This is a genomic window from Nocardia pseudovaccinii NBRC 100343, assembly GCF_001613225.1.
Lineage (GTDB): Bacteria > Actinomycetota > Actinomycetes > Mycobacteriales > Mycobacteriaceae > Nocardia > Nocardia pseudovaccinii.
Window position 1 is genome coordinate 1 of record NZ_BDBY01000135.1, and the last position, 19,846, is coordinate 19,846.

General features: G+C 65.1%; 18 protein-coding genes and 2 pseudogenes. 3 read left to right on the forward strand and 17 right to left on the reverse strand.

All coding sequences use genetic code 11. The annotated features are described in order from the left end of the window. From NP3_RS49820 to NP3_RS16075, 5 genes and pseudogenes are all read right to left on the reverse strand, one after another. Positions 1-204, reverse strand: a pseudogene (locus NP3_RS49820) (hypothetical protein); the annotation flags it as partial. A 56-nt stretch (positions 205-260) separates the two neighbouring features. Continuing rightward, a complete protein-coding gene (locus NP3_RS51505; RefSeq protein ID WP_063042125.1) occupies positions 261-704 on the reverse strand; it encodes an alpha/beta fold hydrolase in 444 nt (147 codons plus the stop codon). 45 nt (positions 705-749) lie between these two features. After that, positions 750-2,402: a thiolase C-terminal domain-containing protein gene (locus tag NP3_RS16065; RefSeq protein ID WP_063042127.1), complete on the reverse strand. Its 1,653-nt coding sequence runs from the start codon at positions 2,400-2,402 to the stop codon at positions 750-752. Beyond that, positions 2,399-3,631 (reverse strand): amidohydrolase family protein, encoded by a 1,233-nt coding sequence (locus tag NP3_RS16070; protein ID WP_063042129.1) that lies wholly within the window; start codon positions 3,629-3,631, stop codon positions 2,399-2,401. Before NP3_RS16070 ends, NP3_RS16065 begins: the two co-directional genes overlap by 4 nt. Before the next feature lie 15 nt (positions 3,632-3,646). Then, positions 3,647-4,036, reverse strand: a complete 390-nt coding sequence (locus NP3_RS16075; protein WP_063824789.1) for a pyridoxamine 5'-phosphate oxidase family protein — start codon at positions 4,034-4,036, stop codon at positions 3,647-3,649. A gap of 163 nt (positions 4,037-4,199) precedes the next feature. On the opposite strand from NP3_RS16075, the gene NP3_RS16080 reads away from it, so the two are divergent. Both NP3_RS16080 and NP3_RS16085 read left to right on the forward strand, forming a co-directional pair. Further along, a complete protein-coding gene (locus tag NP3_RS16080; RefSeq protein ID WP_063042133.1) occupies positions 4,200-4,616 on the forward strand; it encodes a Zn-ribbon domain-containing OB-fold protein in 417 nt (138 codons plus the stop codon). A gap of 17 nt (positions 4,617-4,633) precedes the next feature. Continuing rightward, complete coding sequence (locus NP3_RS16085; protein ID WP_063042135.1) at positions 4,634-5,782, forward strand: thiolase family protein; 1,149 nt, start codon at positions 4,634-4,636, stop codon at positions 5,780-5,782. A 149-nt stretch (positions 5,783-5,931) separates the two neighbouring features. Here the strand turns inward: NP3_RS16085 and NP3_RS16090 are convergent, their stop codons facing one another. The 10 genes and pseudogenes from NP3_RS16090 to NP3_RS16135 all read right to left on the reverse strand — a co-directional run bounded on the left by NP3_RS16090 (position 5,932) and on the right by NP3_RS16135 (position 15,605). Continuing rightward, positions 5,932-6,153 (reverse strand): hypothetical protein, encoded by a 222-nt coding sequence (locus NP3_RS16090; protein WP_063042137.1) that lies wholly within the window; start codon positions 6,151-6,153, stop codon positions 5,932-5,934. Between the two features lie 152 nt (positions 6,154-6,305). Next, a pseudogene (locus tag NP3_RS16095) lies at positions 6,306-6,902 on the reverse strand (cysteine hydrolase family protein); the annotation flags it as partial. 11 nt (positions 6,903-6,913) lie between these two features. Continuing rightward, positions 6,914-7,915: an aromatic ring-hydroxylating oxygenase subunit alpha gene (locus NP3_RS16100; protein WP_063042139.1), complete on the reverse strand. Its 1,002-nt coding sequence runs from the start codon at positions 7,913-7,915 to the stop codon at positions 6,914-6,916. 89 nt (positions 7,916-8,004) lie between these two features. Continuing rightward, complete coding sequence (locus NP3_RS16105; protein ID WP_063042141.1) at positions 8,005-8,919, reverse strand: TIGR03619 family F420-dependent LLM class oxidoreductase; 915 nt, start codon at positions 8,917-8,919, stop codon at positions 8,005-8,007. 36 nt (positions 8,920-8,955) lie between these two features. Then, on the reverse strand, positions 8,956-10,152 hold the full coding sequence (locus NP3_RS16110) for an acyl-CoA dehydrogenase family protein (RefSeq protein ID WP_063042143.1): 1,197 nt from the start codon (positions 10,150-10,152) through the stop codon (positions 8,956-8,958). 13 nt (positions 10,153-10,165) lie between these two features. Then, positions 10,166-11,203, reverse strand: a complete 1,038-nt coding sequence (locus NP3_RS16115) for an acyl-CoA dehydrogenase family protein (protein WP_063042223.1) — start codon at positions 11,201-11,203, stop codon at positions 10,166-10,168. Positions 11,204-11,233: 30 nt separating this feature from the next. Beyond that, positions 11,234-12,073: an amidohydrolase family protein gene (locus NP3_RS16120; protein ID WP_063042145.1), complete on the reverse strand. Its 840-nt coding sequence runs from the start codon at positions 12,071-12,073 to the stop codon at positions 11,234-11,236. Further along, positions 12,070-13,695 carry an AMP-binding protein gene (locus tag NP3_RS16125; RefSeq protein ID WP_063042147.1) on the reverse strand — a complete coding sequence of 542 codons (1,626 nt, stop codon included), beginning with the start codon at positions 13,693-13,695 and terminating at the stop codon, positions 12,070-12,072. Before NP3_RS16125 ends, NP3_RS16120 begins: the two co-directional genes overlap by 4 nt. 13 nt (positions 13,696-13,708) lie before the next feature. Next, positions 13,709-14,911: an amidohydrolase family protein gene (locus NP3_RS16130; protein ID WP_063042149.1), complete on the reverse strand. Its 1,203-nt coding sequence runs from the start codon at positions 14,909-14,911 to the stop codon at positions 13,709-13,711. Positions 14,912-15,242: 331 nt separating this feature from the next. Beyond that, on the reverse strand, positions 15,243-15,605 hold the full coding sequence (locus tag NP3_RS16135; protein WP_245720962.1) for an MTB12 C-terminal domain-containing protein: 363 nt from the start codon (positions 15,603-15,605) through the stop codon (positions 15,243-15,245). A 533-nt stretch (positions 15,606-16,138) separates the two neighbouring features. On the opposite strand from NP3_RS16135, the gene NP3_RS16140 reads away from it, so the two are divergent. Further along, positions 16,139-16,981, forward strand: coding sequence for an SDR family oxidoreductase (locus tag NP3_RS16140; protein ID WP_063042225.1), 843 nt, complete (start codon positions 16,139-16,141; stop codon positions 16,979-16,981). Positions 16,982-17,049: 68 nt separating this feature from the next. On the opposite strand, the gene NP3_RS16145 is transcribed toward NP3_RS16140, so the two are convergent. Further along, complete coding sequence (locus tag NP3_RS16145; RefSeq protein WP_063042153.1) at positions 17,050-18,546, reverse strand: acyl-CoA carboxylase subunit beta; 1,497 nt, start codon at positions 18,544-18,546, stop codon at positions 17,050-17,052. A gap of 53 nt (positions 18,547-18,599) precedes the next feature. Next, on the reverse strand, positions 18,600-19,835 hold the full coding sequence (locus NP3_RS16150; protein ID WP_063042227.1) for a cytochrome P450: 1,236 nt from the start codon (positions 19,833-19,835) through the stop codon (positions 18,600-18,602). Positions 19,836-19,846: the final 11 nt, after the last annotated feature.

Here is a 19,846-nt window from a genome sequence, read left to right on the forward strand (position 1 = left end):
ACCGGTCTGCTCGATCATCTCCCGGTGCGTGCACACCGTATCGAGCCAGTTCGGCCGCCAGTAGAAGTACACGACGAAACACGACAAACGACCCGAATCCACTGCCCGGCAAGCCCATTCATAGTTCGCCGCGAAGTTCGGATCACCGAACGTGCCGTCATTCGACCGGAAACTCAGAATCCCGTACCGGTACGAATCGTCCACTGGCGCCTGAAAATATGACACATCAGCAAAAAGACTGTCGACCATCGGCCGCGGGACTACCCAAGGCAACGGCCTACCGGCTGCTCGACCAGCTGGTCGCGGAAGGGACCGTACAGCGGCTCAGCGGCCGCTATCAGATCGGCCCCCGAGTCTTCCGCCTCGGGCAAACTTGGCAACCCGCGCGGCTGCTGCGGGCCGCCTCGGCACATCCGCTCGGCCAACTGACCACGGCGTCCGATCGTGGCGGCTTCAGCAGCGGACCTTTCACCCGGAAGCGCCGGACCAGCCGACTCGCCGTAGCCGGGCCGGTCCACGGCCAGTACAGTGAATCCGAGGACCGTGCCGATTCGCAAGAGCGACAACCACGGTCGTTCCGGGCAGTCGAAATACCGGGATGTGGTCGCGCCACCATGCACAGCCACCACCACTGCGCGCAAGTCGTCGCCTTGCGCGCACAGCGCCGACATCGCGATCCCATCGATCTCGCTCACCAAAGCCATCGCGCCCCCTGGCGTCGCCGATCAGCAGATCGGCCTCCTCCGCCGTCACCGGTCCGCTCGCAGCAGCAGCACACCGCTCGGCGTCAGCCCACCGCTGGTGACCACACCGACCCGGGCGTCGGGAATCTGTCTGACTCCGGCTTGATTCCGGAGTTGGAGGACGGCCTCGCGGACCAGGCCCATGCCGTGGGTGCGGCCGTGCGAGAGCTGCCCGCCGTGGGTATTGAGCGGCAGTACACCGTCACGGGCGATGTTCTTGCCTTGCGCCAGAAAGTCTTTCGACTCTCCGATACCGCAGAAGCCGAGCGCCTCGATCCAGGACAGACAGTTGAAGGTGAATCCGTCGTAGAGTTCGGCCACATCGACGTCGGCGGGCCTCAGGTCGGTGCGCGTCCACATGTGCGCGGCCTGGCCCAGCACCTGCGGCTCATGGGTGAGGGTGCTCTGATCCCATTCCAGCCGTTCGATGATCTGGGTTCCGACAGCCTCCACCAGGACCGGCGGCTGCGCCAGATCCCCGGCGGTTTCCCGGGCGGAGACGATCACCGCGACCGCACCGTCGCACGGCACATCGCAGTCGTAGAGCCCGAAGGGGGTGGTGATGGGACGCGCCGCGAGGTAGTCGTCCATGGTGAGCGGATCGCGGTAGATCGCGGTGGGATCCAATGCGGCATTGGCTCGTTGGTTGAGTGCGATCCAGCCGAGGGACTCGCGATCGGTGCCGTACCGGTGGAAGTGGCGCTGCGCGGTCTGCGCCAGCAGATGCGCCGCCGATACCGCGCCGAACGGCACGAGCCAGCCGTCGGCAATCCCGCCGGAAGGCGAAATACGCCCGGCGCGAACCAATTCACCGTAGGTCGACTCCCATACGGTGCGGAAACACAGCACGTGCCGGGCGAGCCCGCTGGCCACCGCCAGCATCGCGGCGATGACCGAACCACCGGGCCCGAAGGTCTCGGCGCCGCCATTGTACCAGGTCGGGCGGATACCCAGGGCCGATTCGAGGGCGGTGACACCACCCTCGCCGAATGGGCCGAAGCCACCGGATCCCGGATAGGTCGAGAGCCCGTCGATATCCTCCAGGCGCAGGCCCGCGTCCTCGACCGCCGCCCGGCAGGCGTGCACCGTCAGCGACAGCGGATCGGCCATCAACCGCCGCCCGAGCTCCGACATCCCGATCCCGGTGAGCGCGACCTTGTCCTCGAACTTCTCCGGTGACGCCATCGGCCGCACGTGGCGCGATACCGCGGCAGGCTCGATGTCGTCGATTGGCAAGGGAGCCAACGGCTTCTGCTCATCCGCCGGGCGGAACAGTGGCAGCCACACGTTGCCGAGCTGCTCGAACTCCACCTGCATGCGCATACCGAGAGTCAGCTGCCCCGCCGCACATCCCACCGCATTGGTGGTCAGCCGCACGCGCGGATCCTCTTCCAGGGCAACCTGTGCCACCACGTACGGGGTGGGCAGGCCGGGCACCTGGAAGCGGTGGTTCACGGTGAAACCGATGAGGGTGGCGAAACCGCTCACCGCCCGCACGCCTATCCGGTCGCCCCGACAGTAGCGGCAGACCGGTTGCGGCGGATGGATCAACGCGGCACAGGACAGACATTCCCGGATGCGCAGGCGGCCGTCCGCGCCGGAGGTCCAGAAGAATTCGTTCTCGGGTGTGATGGACGGCTGGGGACGAGTCACGCTCACCGGCTGCTTTCGAATACTGGCGGATGCTGCGCGGCGGGATCGGGATTAGCGATAGGCAGTCCCATGAATCGGCGCGCGTTGTCGCCCATGAAGTCCCAGGTGCGGCGCTCGTCCATACCCTCGGCGTATTTCCAGTAGCTCTTCGGCTCCGGAAGTCCCTCGGGGTGCGGGTAATCCGAACCGAACATCACTCGGTCCCACCCGACCGTCTCGACGACATCGGCGACCGATCCCTCCCAGAACGGGCTGACCCAGATATTGCGCCGGAAAACCTCCAGCGGATCTTCGGGGAAGTTCTGGGGCATCTTCTTGGTCAGATCCGCCAAATCGTGGAAGAGGGGATGAATCCACGAACTGCCGTTCTCCACACTGGCGATGCGTAGCTCGGGGAATCGGGTGAGCGTGCCATGGCAGATCAGGCTGCCGATCATGTCAGAGATCTCCCGATGCCCGAGCGCCAGCCACCGGAATGAACTCATGGCCATGAAGTTCTTGGTGGCCGGTGGTTCCCACTTGTTGATGTACTCATCCAGCGGCGGCTGGCTGGCATGCAGCACGATCGGCAGGCCGGCGTTCTGCACGTCACGCCAGAACGGATCGAACTCCGGCAGTGCGGGGGAGCGCCATCCGTGCAGGCCCTTTACCGGCGCCGGCTTGATCAGGACCACCTTCGCCCCGTTGTCGAGGAGGTATTCGAGTTCGCGCCGGGCGCCGTCGACCTCGGCACAGTTAATGATCGGCGTGCTGAAGATCCGGTCTTGGTAGGCGAAGGTCCAGTGCTCCAGCATCCATTGATTGAGCGCGTGGATGATGGCCAGGGCCAGCTCGGGATCATCGGCCGCCGAGTGCTCGACGAGGCTCGCCAGTGTCGGATAGTTGAGCGTTTCGCGGACACCCTGGCGGTCGAGTTCGATGATCCGGTCGTCCGGATTGCGGGTGGCGGCGGGTGCTTCGATCGCGGCGCCCTGCATTTCGCGCAGGGTGAGGCCTTCGGTGTTCGCACCGGCGAAGAACTTCTCGTGTGCGCCCGGCGCGGCGACACGATCGAAGGTCGGGTTCGGGATGAAGTCCGTGATCCGGCCGTTGATGGCGATCCGGGTGTGCCGTCCGATCTGGACATACTGGACGGCCTGCCGGTACTGCTCGGGCAGGTATCGGGTGAGAGCTTCGACGGTCTCGTACATGTGGGAGTCGGCATCGAAGATCGGGGCGTCCATCGGCTGCGTCATGTCGTGTCTCCTTGGCTATTTGGCGATGAACCTGGTTGCGTCGAGAAGCAGCACGACCCGGTCGTTCACGTCGGCGGGCAGGCCCTTCTCGGGTTCGCCGTACAACTCGTTCAACGTCGAATAGAACGAGCCGTCCGCATCCCCTTTCACGGTGACCAGCCATCCTTGCGCCTCCAAGACCCGGGAAGGGGCGTCCGGGTCGGTGATGAGGAAGGAATAGTTGGGGTTGGCCTGCAGGCTCGTGAACTTCCGCCGCGGAATCGTATGGCTCATGCGTAGGTGTGCGCCGTCCCAGGTGAACCGCATAGGCGTCTGGTCCGGGGATCCGTGTGGGGTCACGGTCGCGAGCACGCCGACGATCGGACGCCGCAGCAGGTCCTCGAATCCAGCAGGCACTTTCGACATCATCCACCACCGTTCACCAATAGCATCGAAATGAATACCGTAATGCTCTCCAGAAACCACCGCAAGCATCGCCGGGAGACAGCTCGACCTCGCGATCCGATGATTGTGAAAGCACTTCCGGTATGGCTTACTGTATAAGTATCTGCAAGCTGGAGGAACGAATATGCGCAGAATGATTGCCCCTGAGATCTCCAACTGGCCGGACGAAGAGTTCCGGCTCGTCGGCGGGTCGTGTGGCGAGTGCGGTGCGACCGTCTTCCCCATCCAGGACCTGTGCCCGCGATGCAGTCGGCAGTCGATCGAATCGATCACACTACCGCGCAACGGAACCCTGGTGGCCTGGACCACCCAGGGGTTCCTCCCGGGAGCCCCCTACCTCGGCGACGAGACGGCGAAAACCTTCGTTCCCTTCGGTGTCGGTCTGGTGCAGCTCGGCGATGTCATCCGAGTCGAAGCTCGGCTCACCGAAAACGACCCGGACAAGTTGGAATTCGGAATGGAAGTAGCGCTGACAGCCGTGCCGCTCGGTACCGACCCCGAAGGCAACGATGTGCTGACCTTCGCCTTCCAACCAGCCTGAGGGACAGGATTTTTCACATGACCAACGATGTAGCGATCATCGGTGTGGGTATGCATCCATTCGGCCGCTTCGAAGGCAAGACGGCGATGCAGATGGGGACGGACGCCATTCGCGCCGCGCTCGCCGACGCGGGATTGGAATGGCGAGACATCCAATTCGCCGTCGGCGGCAGTTGGGAGGTCGCCAATCCCGACGCGATCGTGGGCCTGATGGGACTGACCGGGATCCCCTTCACCAATGTCTTCAACGCCTGCGCCACCTCGGCCAGTGCCACCGAAGCCTGCGCCGACGCAATCCGACTCGGCAAATACGACATCGGCATCGCGATCGGCATGGACAAACATCCACGCGGCGCGTTCACCGTCGACCCCACCCTCGTCGGCATGCCCAAGTGGTACGGCGAGAACGGCCAATACCTCACCACGAAGTTCTTCGGGATGAAAGCCAACCGCTACCTGCACGATCACGGGATCTCCGCGCAGACCCTCGCCAAGGTCGCCGCCAAGAACTACCGCAACGGCGTATCGAATCCGAACGCGTTCCGCCGCAAGGCGGTCTCCGAGGCCGACATCTTGGCCGCGCCGATGCTCAACTACCCGCTGACCCACTACATGTTCTGCGCGCCGGACGAAGGTGCCGCCGCCGTGATCATGTGCCGAGCCGACATCGCCCACCGCTACACCAGCAAGCCGATATACGTGCGCGCTGTCGAGGTGCGCACGCGCAAATACGGTGCGTACGAGGTCAATACGACCTACGCACCGGTGCAGGAAGACGTGTCCCCCTCGGTCTACGCATCACGCGCGGCGTTCGAGTCCGCGGGCATCTCACCGAAGGACATCGACGTCCTCCAGCTCCAGGACACCGATGCCGCAGCCGAGGTCATCCACATGGCCGAGGCCGGATTCTGCGCCGACGGAGACCAGGAGAAGCTGGTCGCCGACGGTGTCACCGAGATCTCCGGTGCGATGCCGGTGAACACCGACGGCGGACTCATCGCGAACGGCGAGCCCATCGGCGCCTCGGGAATGCGCCAGCTGCACGAACTCGTCCTGCAACTGCGCGGGACCGCGGGAGACCGTCAGATAGCCGGTGCTCCCAATGCCGGTTTCGCGCTGCTCTACGGCGCCCCGGGCACCGCAGGGGCAACAATCGTCACCACCTGATCTTCTGGCGAGGTACGTGGTGGACAGCAGAGCCACGAACAGGGTGACGATTGTGATGGATGCGACCCCGGGCACTCCGGTACGTCGAACCCAGCCATGCGGCGATCAGGCCGGCATCAGTAGTACGCAGCCGCGCGGAGCGCTGCCGGTCACGGCCCGAGGAATAATCGTTCGCCCGGCAGGCGCGGCAGCTGCCGAACGTCGTCGGTGATATCGCGGACCAATTCGATTGTGTACCAATTTCTTCGGTTCCAATCGTGGATCAAATTCCGTACCGCCCTCGCGCTGGCCACATAGTCGAAGAACCCGTCGGACAACCAGATCCGCAGGTGTACATCACCCTCGGCTGGGCACCACTGTTCGGCGGTCACGACAGAGTCGACCTTGCGGGGAAGGGCGGGGGAGGCGAAGTTGTCGGCGACGTGTCGCCGCTGCGCGGGCAGGCTGTGCCCGGGGTGTCGGCCTTGCTTTGGTCGGTTCGAATTTCGCCGTTGTTCGCGATGTCGACCCGGGTTGTTGCGCCCCAGGCTTGCAGAAGGTCCTCGGTCGTGGTCACGGTCGCGAGGAGGGACAGCGTGTTCTCGATGACGGCGTTCCCGTACTCGCGCGGCACTCCCGCGACGGCGTCGCGGGGCAGCACAACGCGATAGGCGGCATTCACCGCGTCCATGACCAGGTTCGGGATGGCCACATTGAGTGACACTCCGACCGCGACGATGGTCGAGACACCCAGATTGCGGAGCACCGCATCCAGATCGGTGCCGCCCATGGGACCGAGTCCGTGTCCCCGCGTGAGCACCAGGTCGCTCGGTTCCGGCCCGAGTTCGGGCAGCAGCGCCGCACCGGCACTGCCGGGTATGACAGCGACACCGCGACGGCCGATGGCGAAGAGTTTGGCATTGTGATTGGCTCCTTGGCCGTCGGCCCGCCGCGATACCAGGCAGTGCACCACCCGAACTCCGGCCGCGCGCGCCGCGGGCAGCAGCTTGCCGATATTGGGCAGTGCCTCGCGACGCGCCTCGTCTGCGAGGGCGGGCAGACCGGCCTCGGGCCCGACGACCGCACCCTGGCACTCCTGGGTGAGGATGGCCGTGTGCTCAGGTGCGACCAGATCCGGCAGCGCGAGCCGGCTCACGCGGTGCCGACCGGCGGAACATCGTAGAACTGGGTGGCCCACTTGCGAAGCGACAGATACGGTTTCGCGTCCTTGGGGGAAAGCGGCGGGCGCTCGACGTACTTCTGATGCCGCCAGATGCTCAGGTCTTCCCACACGGTGACCAGGAACTGCTTCTCGACGCGTTCGCGAACCTCCGGCGGCGGAACGTCGGAATCCTCACCCGGATTGCGCGGCCACCAGATCGAATAGAACAGATCCGAGCATTCATCGTCGACCGGCGTCGTGGCGAAAATCAGCCGGTGCTTGGACGATCCGTCGAACGCGCTGATGGAGCCACCCAGACCGAACATCTGCGCGTGGATCTTCAAAGCCATCTTGTCCGGATCGTCACTGCGCGCGTCCGGCCAGCCGGTGAGGAAGTTCCAGGTGTGGTCGACAACGCTGTAGTCCAGCATCCGCGGGGTGACGGTGGCACCGTGCACATACTCGAAATGCAGACTGTCCGGACCGTTCTCCAGCACGACCTGGGGATGCACCGGCTCGCGTTCGGTCTTGCGGGAAAACTCCGGATACGGCCGGTAGAAGTTGTCCGGGTCGGTCTCGAGTTCCGGGAACAGCCGCAGGATATCGGGCATCTCCCACTGCGGTTCCTTGCCGTCGGGCTGATGCCACATGAACACGCAGCCGTTCTGCTCGTTGACCGGATAGACCCGCAATCGCAGACCGCGGTTGGTCCGGTCCTCGCCGGGAATGCGGCGATTGGTGCCGTCCGGGCCCCAGCGCCAGCCGTGGAACGGGCATTCGACACAGTCGCCGACCACTTTGCCCCCGTAGCCGATATGCGCACCGAGATGGCGGCAGTGCCCGGTCAATATGTGCAGTTCACCGGATTCGTCACGGTAGGCGACGAGATCCTCGCCGAAGTATCGGAGCGGGCGAACCTCACCTTGCGGGAATTCGGCCGACCACCCCACCATGAACCACCCGGTGACCTTCCAGGTGAAGGGGACCTTCACGTGACACCTCCAGTCGTGCCAGGCGGAAACCGCCGATACTGATAGCATTACAGTAATATATATGGCATGGGTCTCGCGACCCCCTGCGGTCATCGTTCGCCGATGACGACCTTCCCGAACGTCCGCACGAAATTCACCGCCGCTTCGGGACTCGAACCGTCGACGTGCACCACCGCCCAACCGGCACCGCGCTTTTCGAGATCGTCGAGGTAGGCCCGCGCCGTGCGCACCGTGCCCGCGGCGGCGAAATCCAGATGCGGGCACACCACCTGAACATCGACCGAGTCCGGGTCACGGTCGGCGGCGGCAAGCCGCCGACGCAGTGCGGTGACGGCGTCACCGAACTGGTCGGGATTCTCGATGGCCTTGGTGCGCATCGCGGCGGCCATATCCGCACCCGCGATGATCGGCATCCACCCATCGCCGTGCTGGACCACCCGCCGCAGGGCCGCCGGTCCATTGCCGCCGATCCAGATCGGCGGATGCGGTCGTTGTGCCGGGGCCTGCAGCCACAAAGGCCCCGGTGCCGCGAAATCTCGGCCCTCAACCGGCTTTTCGGGTTCGGTCCAAATCCGCCGCAGCGCGCCCAAAGCCTCGTCGAGTAGTTCGGCGCGGCGTTCGTGGCGCACGCCGACGGCGGCGAACTCCGCCCGCAGATAGCCCGCACCCACACCGGCGATCAACCGCCCACCCGAGACGATATCCAGACTGCCGAGCGCCTTCGCGGACAGATAGGGGTTGCGGAACGGAAGGACATAGAGGTTGGTCAGCAACCGAATTCGCGTGGTGACGCCCGCCATGAAACTCAGCGCGGCGATCGGGTCGAGGGTGTTGTGGCCGCCGTTGCGCCGCCATTTCAGCGACGGGGCCGGATGTTCGCTCAATGCCACCGCCGAGAATCCGGACTCCTCGGCCGCCGTGACGACCGAGCGAATCACCTCCGGTCGCAGGAACGCATCCGAGGCGGTCGGCAGTTCGCTCGGGTATTCGAGCACGTATTTCATTGCGCCGGTGTCCTTGTCGAGTGCCGCGCTCCCCCTTCAGCTCGCCTTCGCCTGCACCGGCGCGGCATAGTTGGGCCGTCCGAGACCGAGCACGTGCTGCGCGATCAGATTGCGGAAGACCTCGAGGGTGCCGCCGTAGATTCCGCACAGCGGCGCCCAGCGGTAGATGTATTCGGCGCCGCCGTCATCGATGGCGCCCTCGGTGTCGATCGGCAACGCCGAGGCGGACCCGAGGATGTCCATCAGATCCGGGGCGATGTCACGCATGGCCTGTGCGATCGCGACCCGGCCGAACATATCCGGCGCCGACAGCGCGGCCTCCAGCCGGGCGATGCTGCGGCCGAGTCGATACGCGACCGACCCGTCGTCGAGCAGCCGACGACCGTCCGGACCAGGCCGCGCGGTTATCGCCGCCACCTTGTCGGCCGACGTCGCCATCACCAAGCCCTGATGCACCAGCACCGACACGTCCTGCAGGCCGTCCGCGGCGACGTCGACCACGCCGTGCTCGACACTGAGCGGCTCCATGAGCACGCGCCAGCCGCCGTTCACCTCGCCGAGCCGATATTTGTCGTCGATCCGGACGTCGCTGTAGTAGACGATATTGGTGCGATCGCCGTCCACCGTCCGGATGCCCTGGATCTCGATGCCCGGGGTGCCCAGCGGGACCAGGAACATGGTGAGGCTCTTGTGTTTTCGCGCCTCGGGATCGGTATTGGTGATCAGGAAGACGTATTGGCAGTTGTGCGCGCCGGTGGTGAACATCTTGGCGCCGTTGATGATCCACTGATCCCCGTCGCGGACGGCGCGGGTCTTGCACGTCGCGACATCGGAACCGCCCTCGGGCTCGGTGTAGCCCAGGCACAATCGGACCTCGCCGGTGAGCACGCGGGGCAATACCTCCTCGCGCAGCTCGGCCGATCCGAACTCTTCGACGGATTGCGCCACGATGATGGTGGTGCCCCAGGTGACCCAGGGCACGTGCGCGCGCCGCTTCTCCAGATCCCAGATGCGCCGCTGCACACGGGTCATGCCGTCGTCGGCGCCGGTATTCATCTCGGCCGTCAGCCACCCTTCGGCGCCCATGGCGAGGTGCACGCCCGCGTCGAAGTTGTCACCGGTTTCGCGATCGCGGCGGCGCACCTCGTCGGTGACGTGGGTGTCGAGAAACGCGCGCACCCGGTCGTGGAAAGCCGCATCCTCGGCGGAGAGCTCAACGAGAGAAAAGTCCATCGGTAGCTCCGTCCTAGGCCCGAACGAACAGCTCGGCGACTCGCACGGCGCTGGCGCCCGGATCGCCCGCCGCCAGCGGCCAGCCCCGGGCACGCACCAAATAGGCCGAGGCGGCCGACTCGGTCGTCACACCCAGTCCGCCCTGGACGTGCACGGCCATGGTGGCCGCCTTGGCGGCTTCCTCGGCCATGTACACAAAGGCCGCCGCCGCGAGTCCGGGCTGGACGTCGGGTTCGTATTCGAGGAACCAGGCGGCCCGCCGAGCCAGGTTGCGCCCGCTCTGCACAACGATCGCGATATTGGCCAGCGGATGGGAGATGCCCTGCAGGGTCGAGATCGGAACACCCATGGTGTAGCGGGTTTTCGCGAATTCGGCTGCGATGCGCATCGTCTCTTCGACGAGTCCGACCAGCGCGGCCGCGGTGAGCACGCGCCATTCGTCAAGGGCGAGCTCGTAGTTCGCGAGCGCCTCGGCTCCGCTGGCCAGCACGACCCGCCCATCGGCGGCCGCCGGTTCGACCCATGCCATCGGCAGACGGCCGATATTGTCGACTTTCGCCGGTCGGCTGGCGAAGCTCAGCGCGACGATATCGTCGCCGTCGCGCACGATGATCCGATCGGCGATCGCCCCCGACGGGATGAGCCGGATTCCGGCGACGGCATCGAGGCGCGGATCCAGCGCAACCACCTGTCTGCCTCCGACCACATCGGCCGCCTCGGCACCTGATGCGCCGAGGCGCCCGAGCAGACGAGCCGCACAGACGTGATCAATCCACGGCACCGGTGCGATGGCGCGGCCGAGTTCCTCCGCGACCAGGACGAGGTCGACCAGTGTCGCGCCGTCGCCGCCCACGGCTTCGGGCAGCGCCATGGTGGTCGCGCCGGTACCGCACAGCTGCTCCCACAGATTCTTGTCGAAACCCGTCGGTTCGGCCGCGCGCACGACCTCCAGGGGGCAGCGGCTTTTGAAGAACTTCGCATACGCGGCCTGGAGTTCCGTTTGGTCTTCCGACAGGCTGTAATCCTGCCTGCGCAATTCGTAGCGGTCCATATTTCCCTTGCTCCTCATTCCGCGCGCGGCTCAGCCGGCAACCGCTCGGTCACCGAAAAAGAATTCCTGTGCATTGTTGTAGAGATAGTTGTCCAGCACGTCTTCGGGGAGGTCGAGCGCCAGCGCTTCCGGCACCACCCGGCTCATGCGAAGCACCGGCCAATCCGAGCCGAAGATCACCTTCTGCTTTCCCCGGGTCCGCATGAAATGCACTAAACTTTCCGGCAGCCGTTTAGGCGACCAGGCCGAGGTCATGAGCCGGAGATTCTCGTATTTCATGAGCAACCGGATCGCGATATCCCACCACGGATCGGCGCCGTGGATCATGCACAGCCGGAGCTCCGGGAACCGGAAGCACACCCGATCCAGGTAGATGGGATTCTGCACCTCGCCCGGAATCGGTGGTCCCGGTATTCCGGTATTCATACACAATGGCAGACCCAGCTCGGCACATTTGTAGTACAGCGGATAGTAGACCGCGTCGGACGGCGGATAACGACCGTCGCCCCAGAAACTCGGCCCGGCCGTCGTGTAGACCACCGGAAGATCCTTGACCAGTGCATCGAGTTCACGCAGAGACCGAATCGGATGCAGGAGATCGACCCCGTTGATGGCCAGACCGAATCGGTCCGGGCGCGCTTCGACGAATTTCAGGGCGGTCTTCGACGGTTTCGCCATCGAATACATCAGGACCGCCTTCTCGACGCCCTGCTCATCCATCTCGTCGAGCAATTCTGCGAGATCGACTTGCGCGTACAACGACGCCGGACCCTTGAAATAGTCGTCCCGGACCTTCAGCATCCAATCCGGCTGGTCGCGCTCACCGAAATGCACGTTCACCAGGCCGTCGATTACTTTGCGCACAGTCATGCCCCAATTTCCTCCGCGACGCCCGGCACCACACGTTTCGCGGCCCAGCGGTAATCAGGCTTACCGTTGCCGAGGCGTCGGATCTCCGCTACGAAAATGAATTCCTTCGGCACCTTGAATCCGGCAAGCTCGAGTTTGCACACCTGCCGCAGCGCCGCATCGGTGATTTCCTCCCCCACCCGAAGGCACACCAGTGCGACGACCTCGTGCCCCCAGCGATGACTCGGCCGCCCCACCACCAATGCGTCGAATATCCCCGGATGCGCCCGCAGCACCTCCTCGACCTCTTCGACGAAAACCTTCTCGCCGCCGGTATTGACGACCAGCGAATCGCGGCCGAGCAACCGGAGGGTGCCGTCGGCATCGACGCTCGCCCGGTCGCCGGGGATAGCCATGCGCTGACCATCGATCTCCGGAAATGTGCGCTCGGTGGCCGCGCGGTCTTCGAAATAGCCCAAGGGAACCCGACCGATTCTGGCCGCCCACCCGATCTCGGTGTCACCGGGCGCGAGAAAACGGGTGCGGTCCGGTGACACCGCGGTCGCGCCGGGGCCTGGATCAAACGTCTCGACCTCGGCGCCGTGCCGACTACGCCCGTAGGCCATACCACCGGTCTCCGAGGCTCCATAACCCTCGACGAGCATGACGTGCGGCAGCAGCTCGAGCAGTTGCCGTTTGTGCAGCGGGTTGGTCGCCGCTCCCCCGGTCCCGAGGACCAGCAAGGACGACAAATCGTAAGGGCGCGTTTGCATTTCGCGTACCAACGGCCCGGCGTAGGCGTCACCGACGATCGTCATCAGCGCGGCGTTCTCACGCTGCGCGGTTTCCAGCGCGATGCGCGGATCGAAGGGATCGCGATCGTCGTACAGGACGATCGTCTGCCCGGCCAGCAGTCCCGCGAGCGCGGTCATGATGCCCGCGGCGTGCGAGAGCGGCGACACCGCGAACCAGACCTGCCCGGTCATCCGTGCGAGATCGCGTAGCGGACCGGCGGAGTCGTGGTCGGCGCCGTTCATCGATGACACATACAGATCGCTCTGCCGCCACAGCACACCCTTGGGCCGTCCGGTCGTGCCGCCGGTGCACAGCATGACCAGATCGTCGGGTGTCGTCGCGATGACCCGGCCCGCGTCCCCGAGGCGCACGGCATCCTCGAATGCCACCGTGCCCTCCGGTTCGGTGGCGTCGCTGCCGTCGTCGACCGATATCAGCAGTTCCACGTCGTCCGGCGCGGTCTCGGCTACCACCGGTCCGAACGACCGGTGGTAGACGATGCCGCGCGGCCGGACATACGCGAGCAGCTCCCGGATCTCGCGCGCGGTGTAGTGATAGTTGATATTCACCGGGACGACGCGCGCCTGCACACACCCGAGCAGCACATCGAGATACTGATCGTTGCGCATGAGCAGGGCAATGCGGTCCTGACCGCACTCCCACCGGTCGAGCCGGTGCCGCGGCGTGTGCTCTCCGAAACCCTGTGCCGCAACGAAATTGGCGAACCTCCGGATGCGCGGCGCCGACTCACCGAAGGTGCTGCGCCGCTCGCCGCAGACGGTCATCGTCCGGTCCGGCACCGCCGCCGCGACAGCGTCGAAGACGGCACCGACACTCCATTCGGTCAACGCGGCCTCGATCTCACGCGGTGGCTGCGACGGGCAGCCCCAGGAATTCCAGAGCGTTGTCGCGCATGATCTTTCGCACGTCGGTCGCGTCGAAGGCGGCCAGCTCGTCGGTGAAGGCAACCGGCTCGGCCAGCCCCTCGCCGTGCGGCCAGTCCGAGCCGAACAGAATGCGCTCGGCACCGATCTTTTCCGCGAGCGGCGGCAGATCGTCCTCGTAGTACGGGGCGACCCACACGTGCTCGCGCAGGGTGTCGACCGGATCGTTCGGGAATGCGCGCGGCGACTGATTGGCCAGCTTCTTCATCCGCTTGGCCAGCCGGTGCACGAAGTCCGAGCCGTTCTCGATACTCGCTACCCGCAGCTTCGGATGCCGATCGAATACACCGTGGATGATCAGCGAGGCCATGGTGTCGTGGATCGCGCGGTCGTCGACGACGATCTTGTCCAGCGCATCCCCTGGCCCGAACGGCTCGAACGTATCCTTACCGCCCCACATGGCGGCGATCTTCAGATATCCGCTGTCGCCGAGGTGGAATGCGACGGGCACATTCGCCTCCGCCAGTCGCGCCCACACCGGATCGTGCGAGCGATCACCGAGCGAGCGCGGCTTGCCGACACCGGGCACAGGGGCGGGCCGAATGTGGACGACGCGCGCACCACGAGCCAGCACGAAGTCGACCTCGGCGACCGCGGCCGCCGGATCGGCCAGCGAGATCATCGGCGCCGACAGGATCCGGTGGTCCGGCCGGTCGAAACCCCAATCCTCGTCCAGCCACAAGTTGAAGGCGTGCAACGACGCAGCCGTCGCCTCGACATCGTCCCTGAGGGCCTCTTCCACGCCGCAGCCGAAGGTCGGGAACATGAAGATCGTTTCGATGCCCTGCTTGTCGAGCACGGTCACGCGCGCATCCCGATCCTGGTATTCGGGCCGCATTTCCAGGCTCTCGACCTGCATCAGTGTCGCCGGGTCCACGCCCTCGGGGACCTGACCGCGAAAGATCAGATCCAGGCAGCCCGGCACGATGATCGGATTGAAGGTCGGGTTGGGAATGAACCGGTTCACCCGGTTGCCGATGATCGCCGTGTGGTACTTGCCATCCTGGACGATCTGCACACCCCGACGCCGGAACTTCTTGTCCAGGTGCCGAGTGAACGCGTCCAGCGGCTCGTAGTAATGGTTGTCGACGTCGATCGCCTTGTAGTCGAGCGCAGTCATCAGCGTCCTTTCAATTCGCCGGATGGTCGTTTCGACCTGTCCGGTGGCCGGCCACAACACCGGCTTCGACGACAACGGAACCCGCGGCCGTGCGGCGCGGTCCTATCTGGGCGAATAGTGCGGCGTGACAGCCCATTCCGGATGCCACCTCCTGCTACCGAACGACCTGCCACAGGTCGAATAGATGTGTCTACTGTATACCTATCGGTAGCGCATTGCACAAGGCCTCTACCCAAGGCCGGATCCGGATATCAGCCGCCGAAAAAGCAAAGCGCCCGGGTGCCGGAACATTCGTTCCGACACCCGCGCGCTCCGGGTTCGCGACGATCGGTCAGCAGGCCGAGGACTGACCACCCTGGAGTGCCAGCAGGGCGCAGAATGTCGTCGCGGCGACCTTCCACTGCGCGCCATCCTTGATCGCCTGGCCGGTTTGGTCCGGCAGCACCGGATTGCCTCCCATCAGCAGGGTGTAGGTGACATCGGCATGGGTGGCGTCGACCGGCTTGACCGCAGACACCGTGACCGAGATGCCCTGCGCCTGCGGGTTGCCCGCCTGCGCCTGCAACACCGGCGCGAAGACCTGCCCCTTCTCCACGACCGCGATCCGCTGGTCCGCGGGCGCCCCGCCATTGAAGAAGGTCACATACGCATCGGTAACGGCCTTGATGGTCGCCGAATCAGCCGAAGCTGCCACAGTGGCGGCGCTGGACGATGCGGCCGACGTCGATGCCACGGCACTCGAATCGTCGGAACAACCGGTCAGAACCGCAGCCGCAATGACCGCCGGACCACAGCACGCCACGGCCGCGCGAAGGAGTGAATCACGCATGGAAATCCTCATCTCGAGTGCCAACTTGTGTACTGTAATAAATACAGTATGGACGCCTGGCGGATTGCTCGAATTTTGCCCAGGTGCGCCAGCAGGCACCTGAGCTGACGCCGCCGCCAGCACGCACGGAAGTATAACTTCATTTTCGTACATGAGAATGTAATTTCCGGAGATTGTGACGACGGACCTTCGCTCCAGACGTATTGCCCGACCGGTCCGCACCGGCGCGGGGCGGGCAAACCATTTGCAGGTACACGGCCGAGTGATCCGATTTCGCGTGAGTATGCCCAGAATGGGCACTCAGGAAGGCCAACGGGCACCGGGTGCGCAGGAGCGTTACCATCACAGAGAATCCAATTACCGGGTGAAGGCGCCCGGTCGCACGAATGGAGATGACCGTGGTTCGTGACGTGGTGGTAGTCATCGGCGCCGGTGGAATGGGCCGGGCGATCGCGCGGCGGCAGGCCGGTGGCAAACAGGTGCTGCTCGCGGATTTCGACGAAACCACATTGCGGACGGCCGCCGATGCCATGGTGGACGACGGTCATACGGTCATCGCCGCGAGCGTCGACGTCTCCGCGCGCGAGTCGGTCGCCGAATTGGCGAAGACGGCGGAGTCCCTTGGACCGGTCACCCAGATCGTGCACACCGCCGGGCTATCCCCCGCACAGGCGCCGACGGCGGCGATCCTGCGGGTGGACCTCGTCGGCGTCGGCCTGGTACTGGAAGAATTCGGTCAGGTCGTCGCACCGGGCGGAGCCGGTGTGGTCATCGCGAGCATGGGCGGACATATGGGCACCCTGCCCGCGGATCTGGAGGCCGCGCTGGCCACCACGCCGACCGACGAGTTGCTGAATCTGCCCGCCCTGGCCCCGGACGTACTGACCGAGCCGGGCTTGGCCTACGCAATCGCCAAGCGGGCCAATCATTTACAGGTTCGTGTCGCGAGCGTGGCATGGGGCGAGCGCGGCGCCCGGATCAACTCCATCAGCCCCGGCATCATTTCCACCGCGATGGGGCGTCAGGAATTGTCCTCGGCGGCCACCGGCGACGGGATGCGCGCCATGATCGGCATGTCGGCGGCCGAGCGAGCAGGCACTCCGGACGATATCGCCGCCGCGGCGGCCTTCCTGCTCGGCCCGGACGCGGCCTTCGTCACCGGCACCGACCTGCTGGTAGACGGTGGCGTGGTGGCCGCATTCCTCGGGCGCGCCGCCAGCGCTGCCGCCGAAACACACTGATCCGCAATATCTTTGGCGGACACCGAAAGGCGCCGCCCACATGTCCGGCGCCCCCGTACCGGCATCGATCACGGCACGATGACCGTGCGAGAAACCGGTTCGGCGGCGGCCTGCCGGGCATGGATCCCCCGCTGCAGTGACAGCAGCAGCGCGTTGCGTGTCTCCTCGGGACGGATGAGTTCGTCGAAGCCCATATGCTCGGCCGAGTGGTACGACGCCTGCAGCTCCATGGCGCGCAGGGAGGCCGAGAGATCTTGCTCGGCGTGCGAGGCACTGCTCAGGGCGGCGGCGCTCATCGCGCCCATGGTCGCGCCCGGGTACGCGAAGGTGGCCACCTGGCTGTCGAATCCGATCAGCGACATCACCATGGACCCGAATCCATACGCCTTGCGCAAGGTGAGATGCAGCTTCAGTGTCGTTGCCGCCGTTTGTGCGACGAACATCCGTGCGCCACTGCGCAATACGCCGTCTTGCTCGGATTCGCTACCCGGCAACATGCCCGGATTGTCGGCGAGGAACACGATCGGCAGGTGGAACGAGTCCGCGACGGTGATGAAATGGGCGGCCTTATCGGCGGCGGCGGCATCGATCGACCCGGCCAATACCTGCGGCTGATTAGCCACCACCGCGACCGGGTGACCGCCTAGGTGACCCAGCGCGCAGATGATCGCCTCGCCGAAGTCGGGCTGCACCTCGAACCAGTCGGAATGATCCAGGACCACATCGAGCACCGCACCCATATCGTAGGTGCGCCGGTTGTCGCGGGAGATAATGTCGAGCAGTTCCGGCGTCGGCCGTGGCCCGGCCGATTCGTCGGGAACCAGCGCTGGTGGATAAGACCAGGCACTCGACGGAAAATACGACAGGTAGCGGCGGATCGCATCGAGCACATCCTCGTCGGTTTCGCCGAGGTTGTGGATCAGACCACTCGGCAGCGCGACATCCGGACCGCCGAGCTCCTCCTTCGAAATGTCTTCCCCCGTAGACACTTTCACTACCGGCGGCCCGGCGGTGAAGATCGCGCCCTGGCGGCTCATGATCGCGAAATCGGCCACCGGAGCGATCAGCGCACCGTGTCCGGCCGAGGGGCCGAGCACCCCGGTGACCATCGGCACCCGGCCGGAGCATCGAGCCTGAGCCAGCAAATCGGTCGGCGTGCGACCGTAATGGTCGCCGGTGGGCCGAAATCCCGCACCCTCCAACAGCATTATCAGCGGCACCTTATTGCGCAGCGCGAGTTCGGCCAGCCGGTAGCGTTTGGAATTGCTGCCCGGCGCGATGCTGCCCGCCAGGGTCGTGAAATCCTCGGCGCCTACCATCACGGGCGCGCCGTCGATCAGTCCGGAACCGGTCACGACCGCGTCGGCGGCGACCGCACCACCGACCAGGGTGCCGAATTCGTGGAAGGTACCGGGATCGAGCAGCCGCTCGATGCGCGCCCTGGCGTCGAGCTTGCCCTTGCCGCGATGTTTTGCGACCCGTTCGGGCCCGCCCATGGCCTGTGCGCGCGCACGGCGGCGCCCGAGGTCTTCTAGGGTTTCGTCCCAGGTCTGGGCATTCGTCATCGCTACGTCCTAATCCGCATTGATCGTTCGTCGATTCGAGTCTGGCGTTCCGGTCACATCAGGGAGTAGCGAATCGGAAGATGTTTGAGCCCGCCCACGAATGTGGTCGCACTGAGTTCGGGCACACCGTTGAGCTCGATCGAGCGCAACCGCGGCAGCAGTTCGGTGAGGAATTTATTGATCTCCATCCGGGCCAGCCCGGCGCCGAGGCAGAAGTGCACGCCGAATCCGAATGCGACGTGCTTATTGGGCTCCCGCTCGATATCGAAGCGGAACGGGCCATCGAAGGCATCCTCGTCACGATTGGCCGAAACGTAGGACAGCAGTACCGATTCCCCGGCCGCGATGGGCACATCGTGGACCGTGGTGTCCTCGGCGGCGGTCCGCATGAATGCCTTGACCGGGGTGACCCAGCGGATGATCTCCTCGGTCGCCTGCGGCATCAGATCCAGATCGGAACGCAGCCGTTCACGCTGATCGGGATGCTCGATCAGCGCGCGCACGCCACCGGAAATGCTGCTGCTGGTGGTGTCGTGCCCGGCCGTTGCGATGATGGCGTAGTAGGACATGGTGTCGACATCCGAGAGCGGTTCGCCGTCGATACGCGCATTGGCGATCGTGGATCCGAGGTCTCCGGTGGGATTCTCCCGCCAGGACGCGGTCAGATGCTGGAAGTACGCGAACATTTCCAGCAGCGAGTTCATCTTCTCGTCCGTCGGTGTGCTGCGCTGCAATTCGGCGTCGTCGCTGCCGACCAATTCCTGCGTGAGCTTCAGCATCCGCGGAAAATCGGCCTCGGGGACGCCGAGCAGCGACATGATCACATACAGCGGGAAATTCACCGCAACCTCCTGAACGAAGTCGCATTCCCCACCGGCATCGCGCATCTTGTCGACGTAGCGTTTGGCCAGTTGTTCGATCCGATCACCCAGTGCCTTCATAGCTTTCGGGCTGAACCAGTCCGCGGCGATAGCGCGCACGACCCGGTGCTGCGGCTCATCCATATGGATCAGCGTGCGAATTCCGGCCGCCGCCTGCATGTCATCCGATTCGGCTGTCATGAGCACCGGTCGAGGCCAGTTCGTGAACAGCCGGTTGGCCCGCTCGATCGCCATGATGTCGGCATGCTTGGTGATCGCCCAGAACGGCTTGTACGCAGGCACGTCGACCAGCGATACCGGAGCCTTCGCCCGCAGCGCGGTGAGCGCGCCGTGCAATCGTGCCTCGTCGGTATACGCGGTCGGGTCCGCGAGAACATTGGCGGCTTCGTCGACGATCGGCATGCTCATCAGCGGGACTT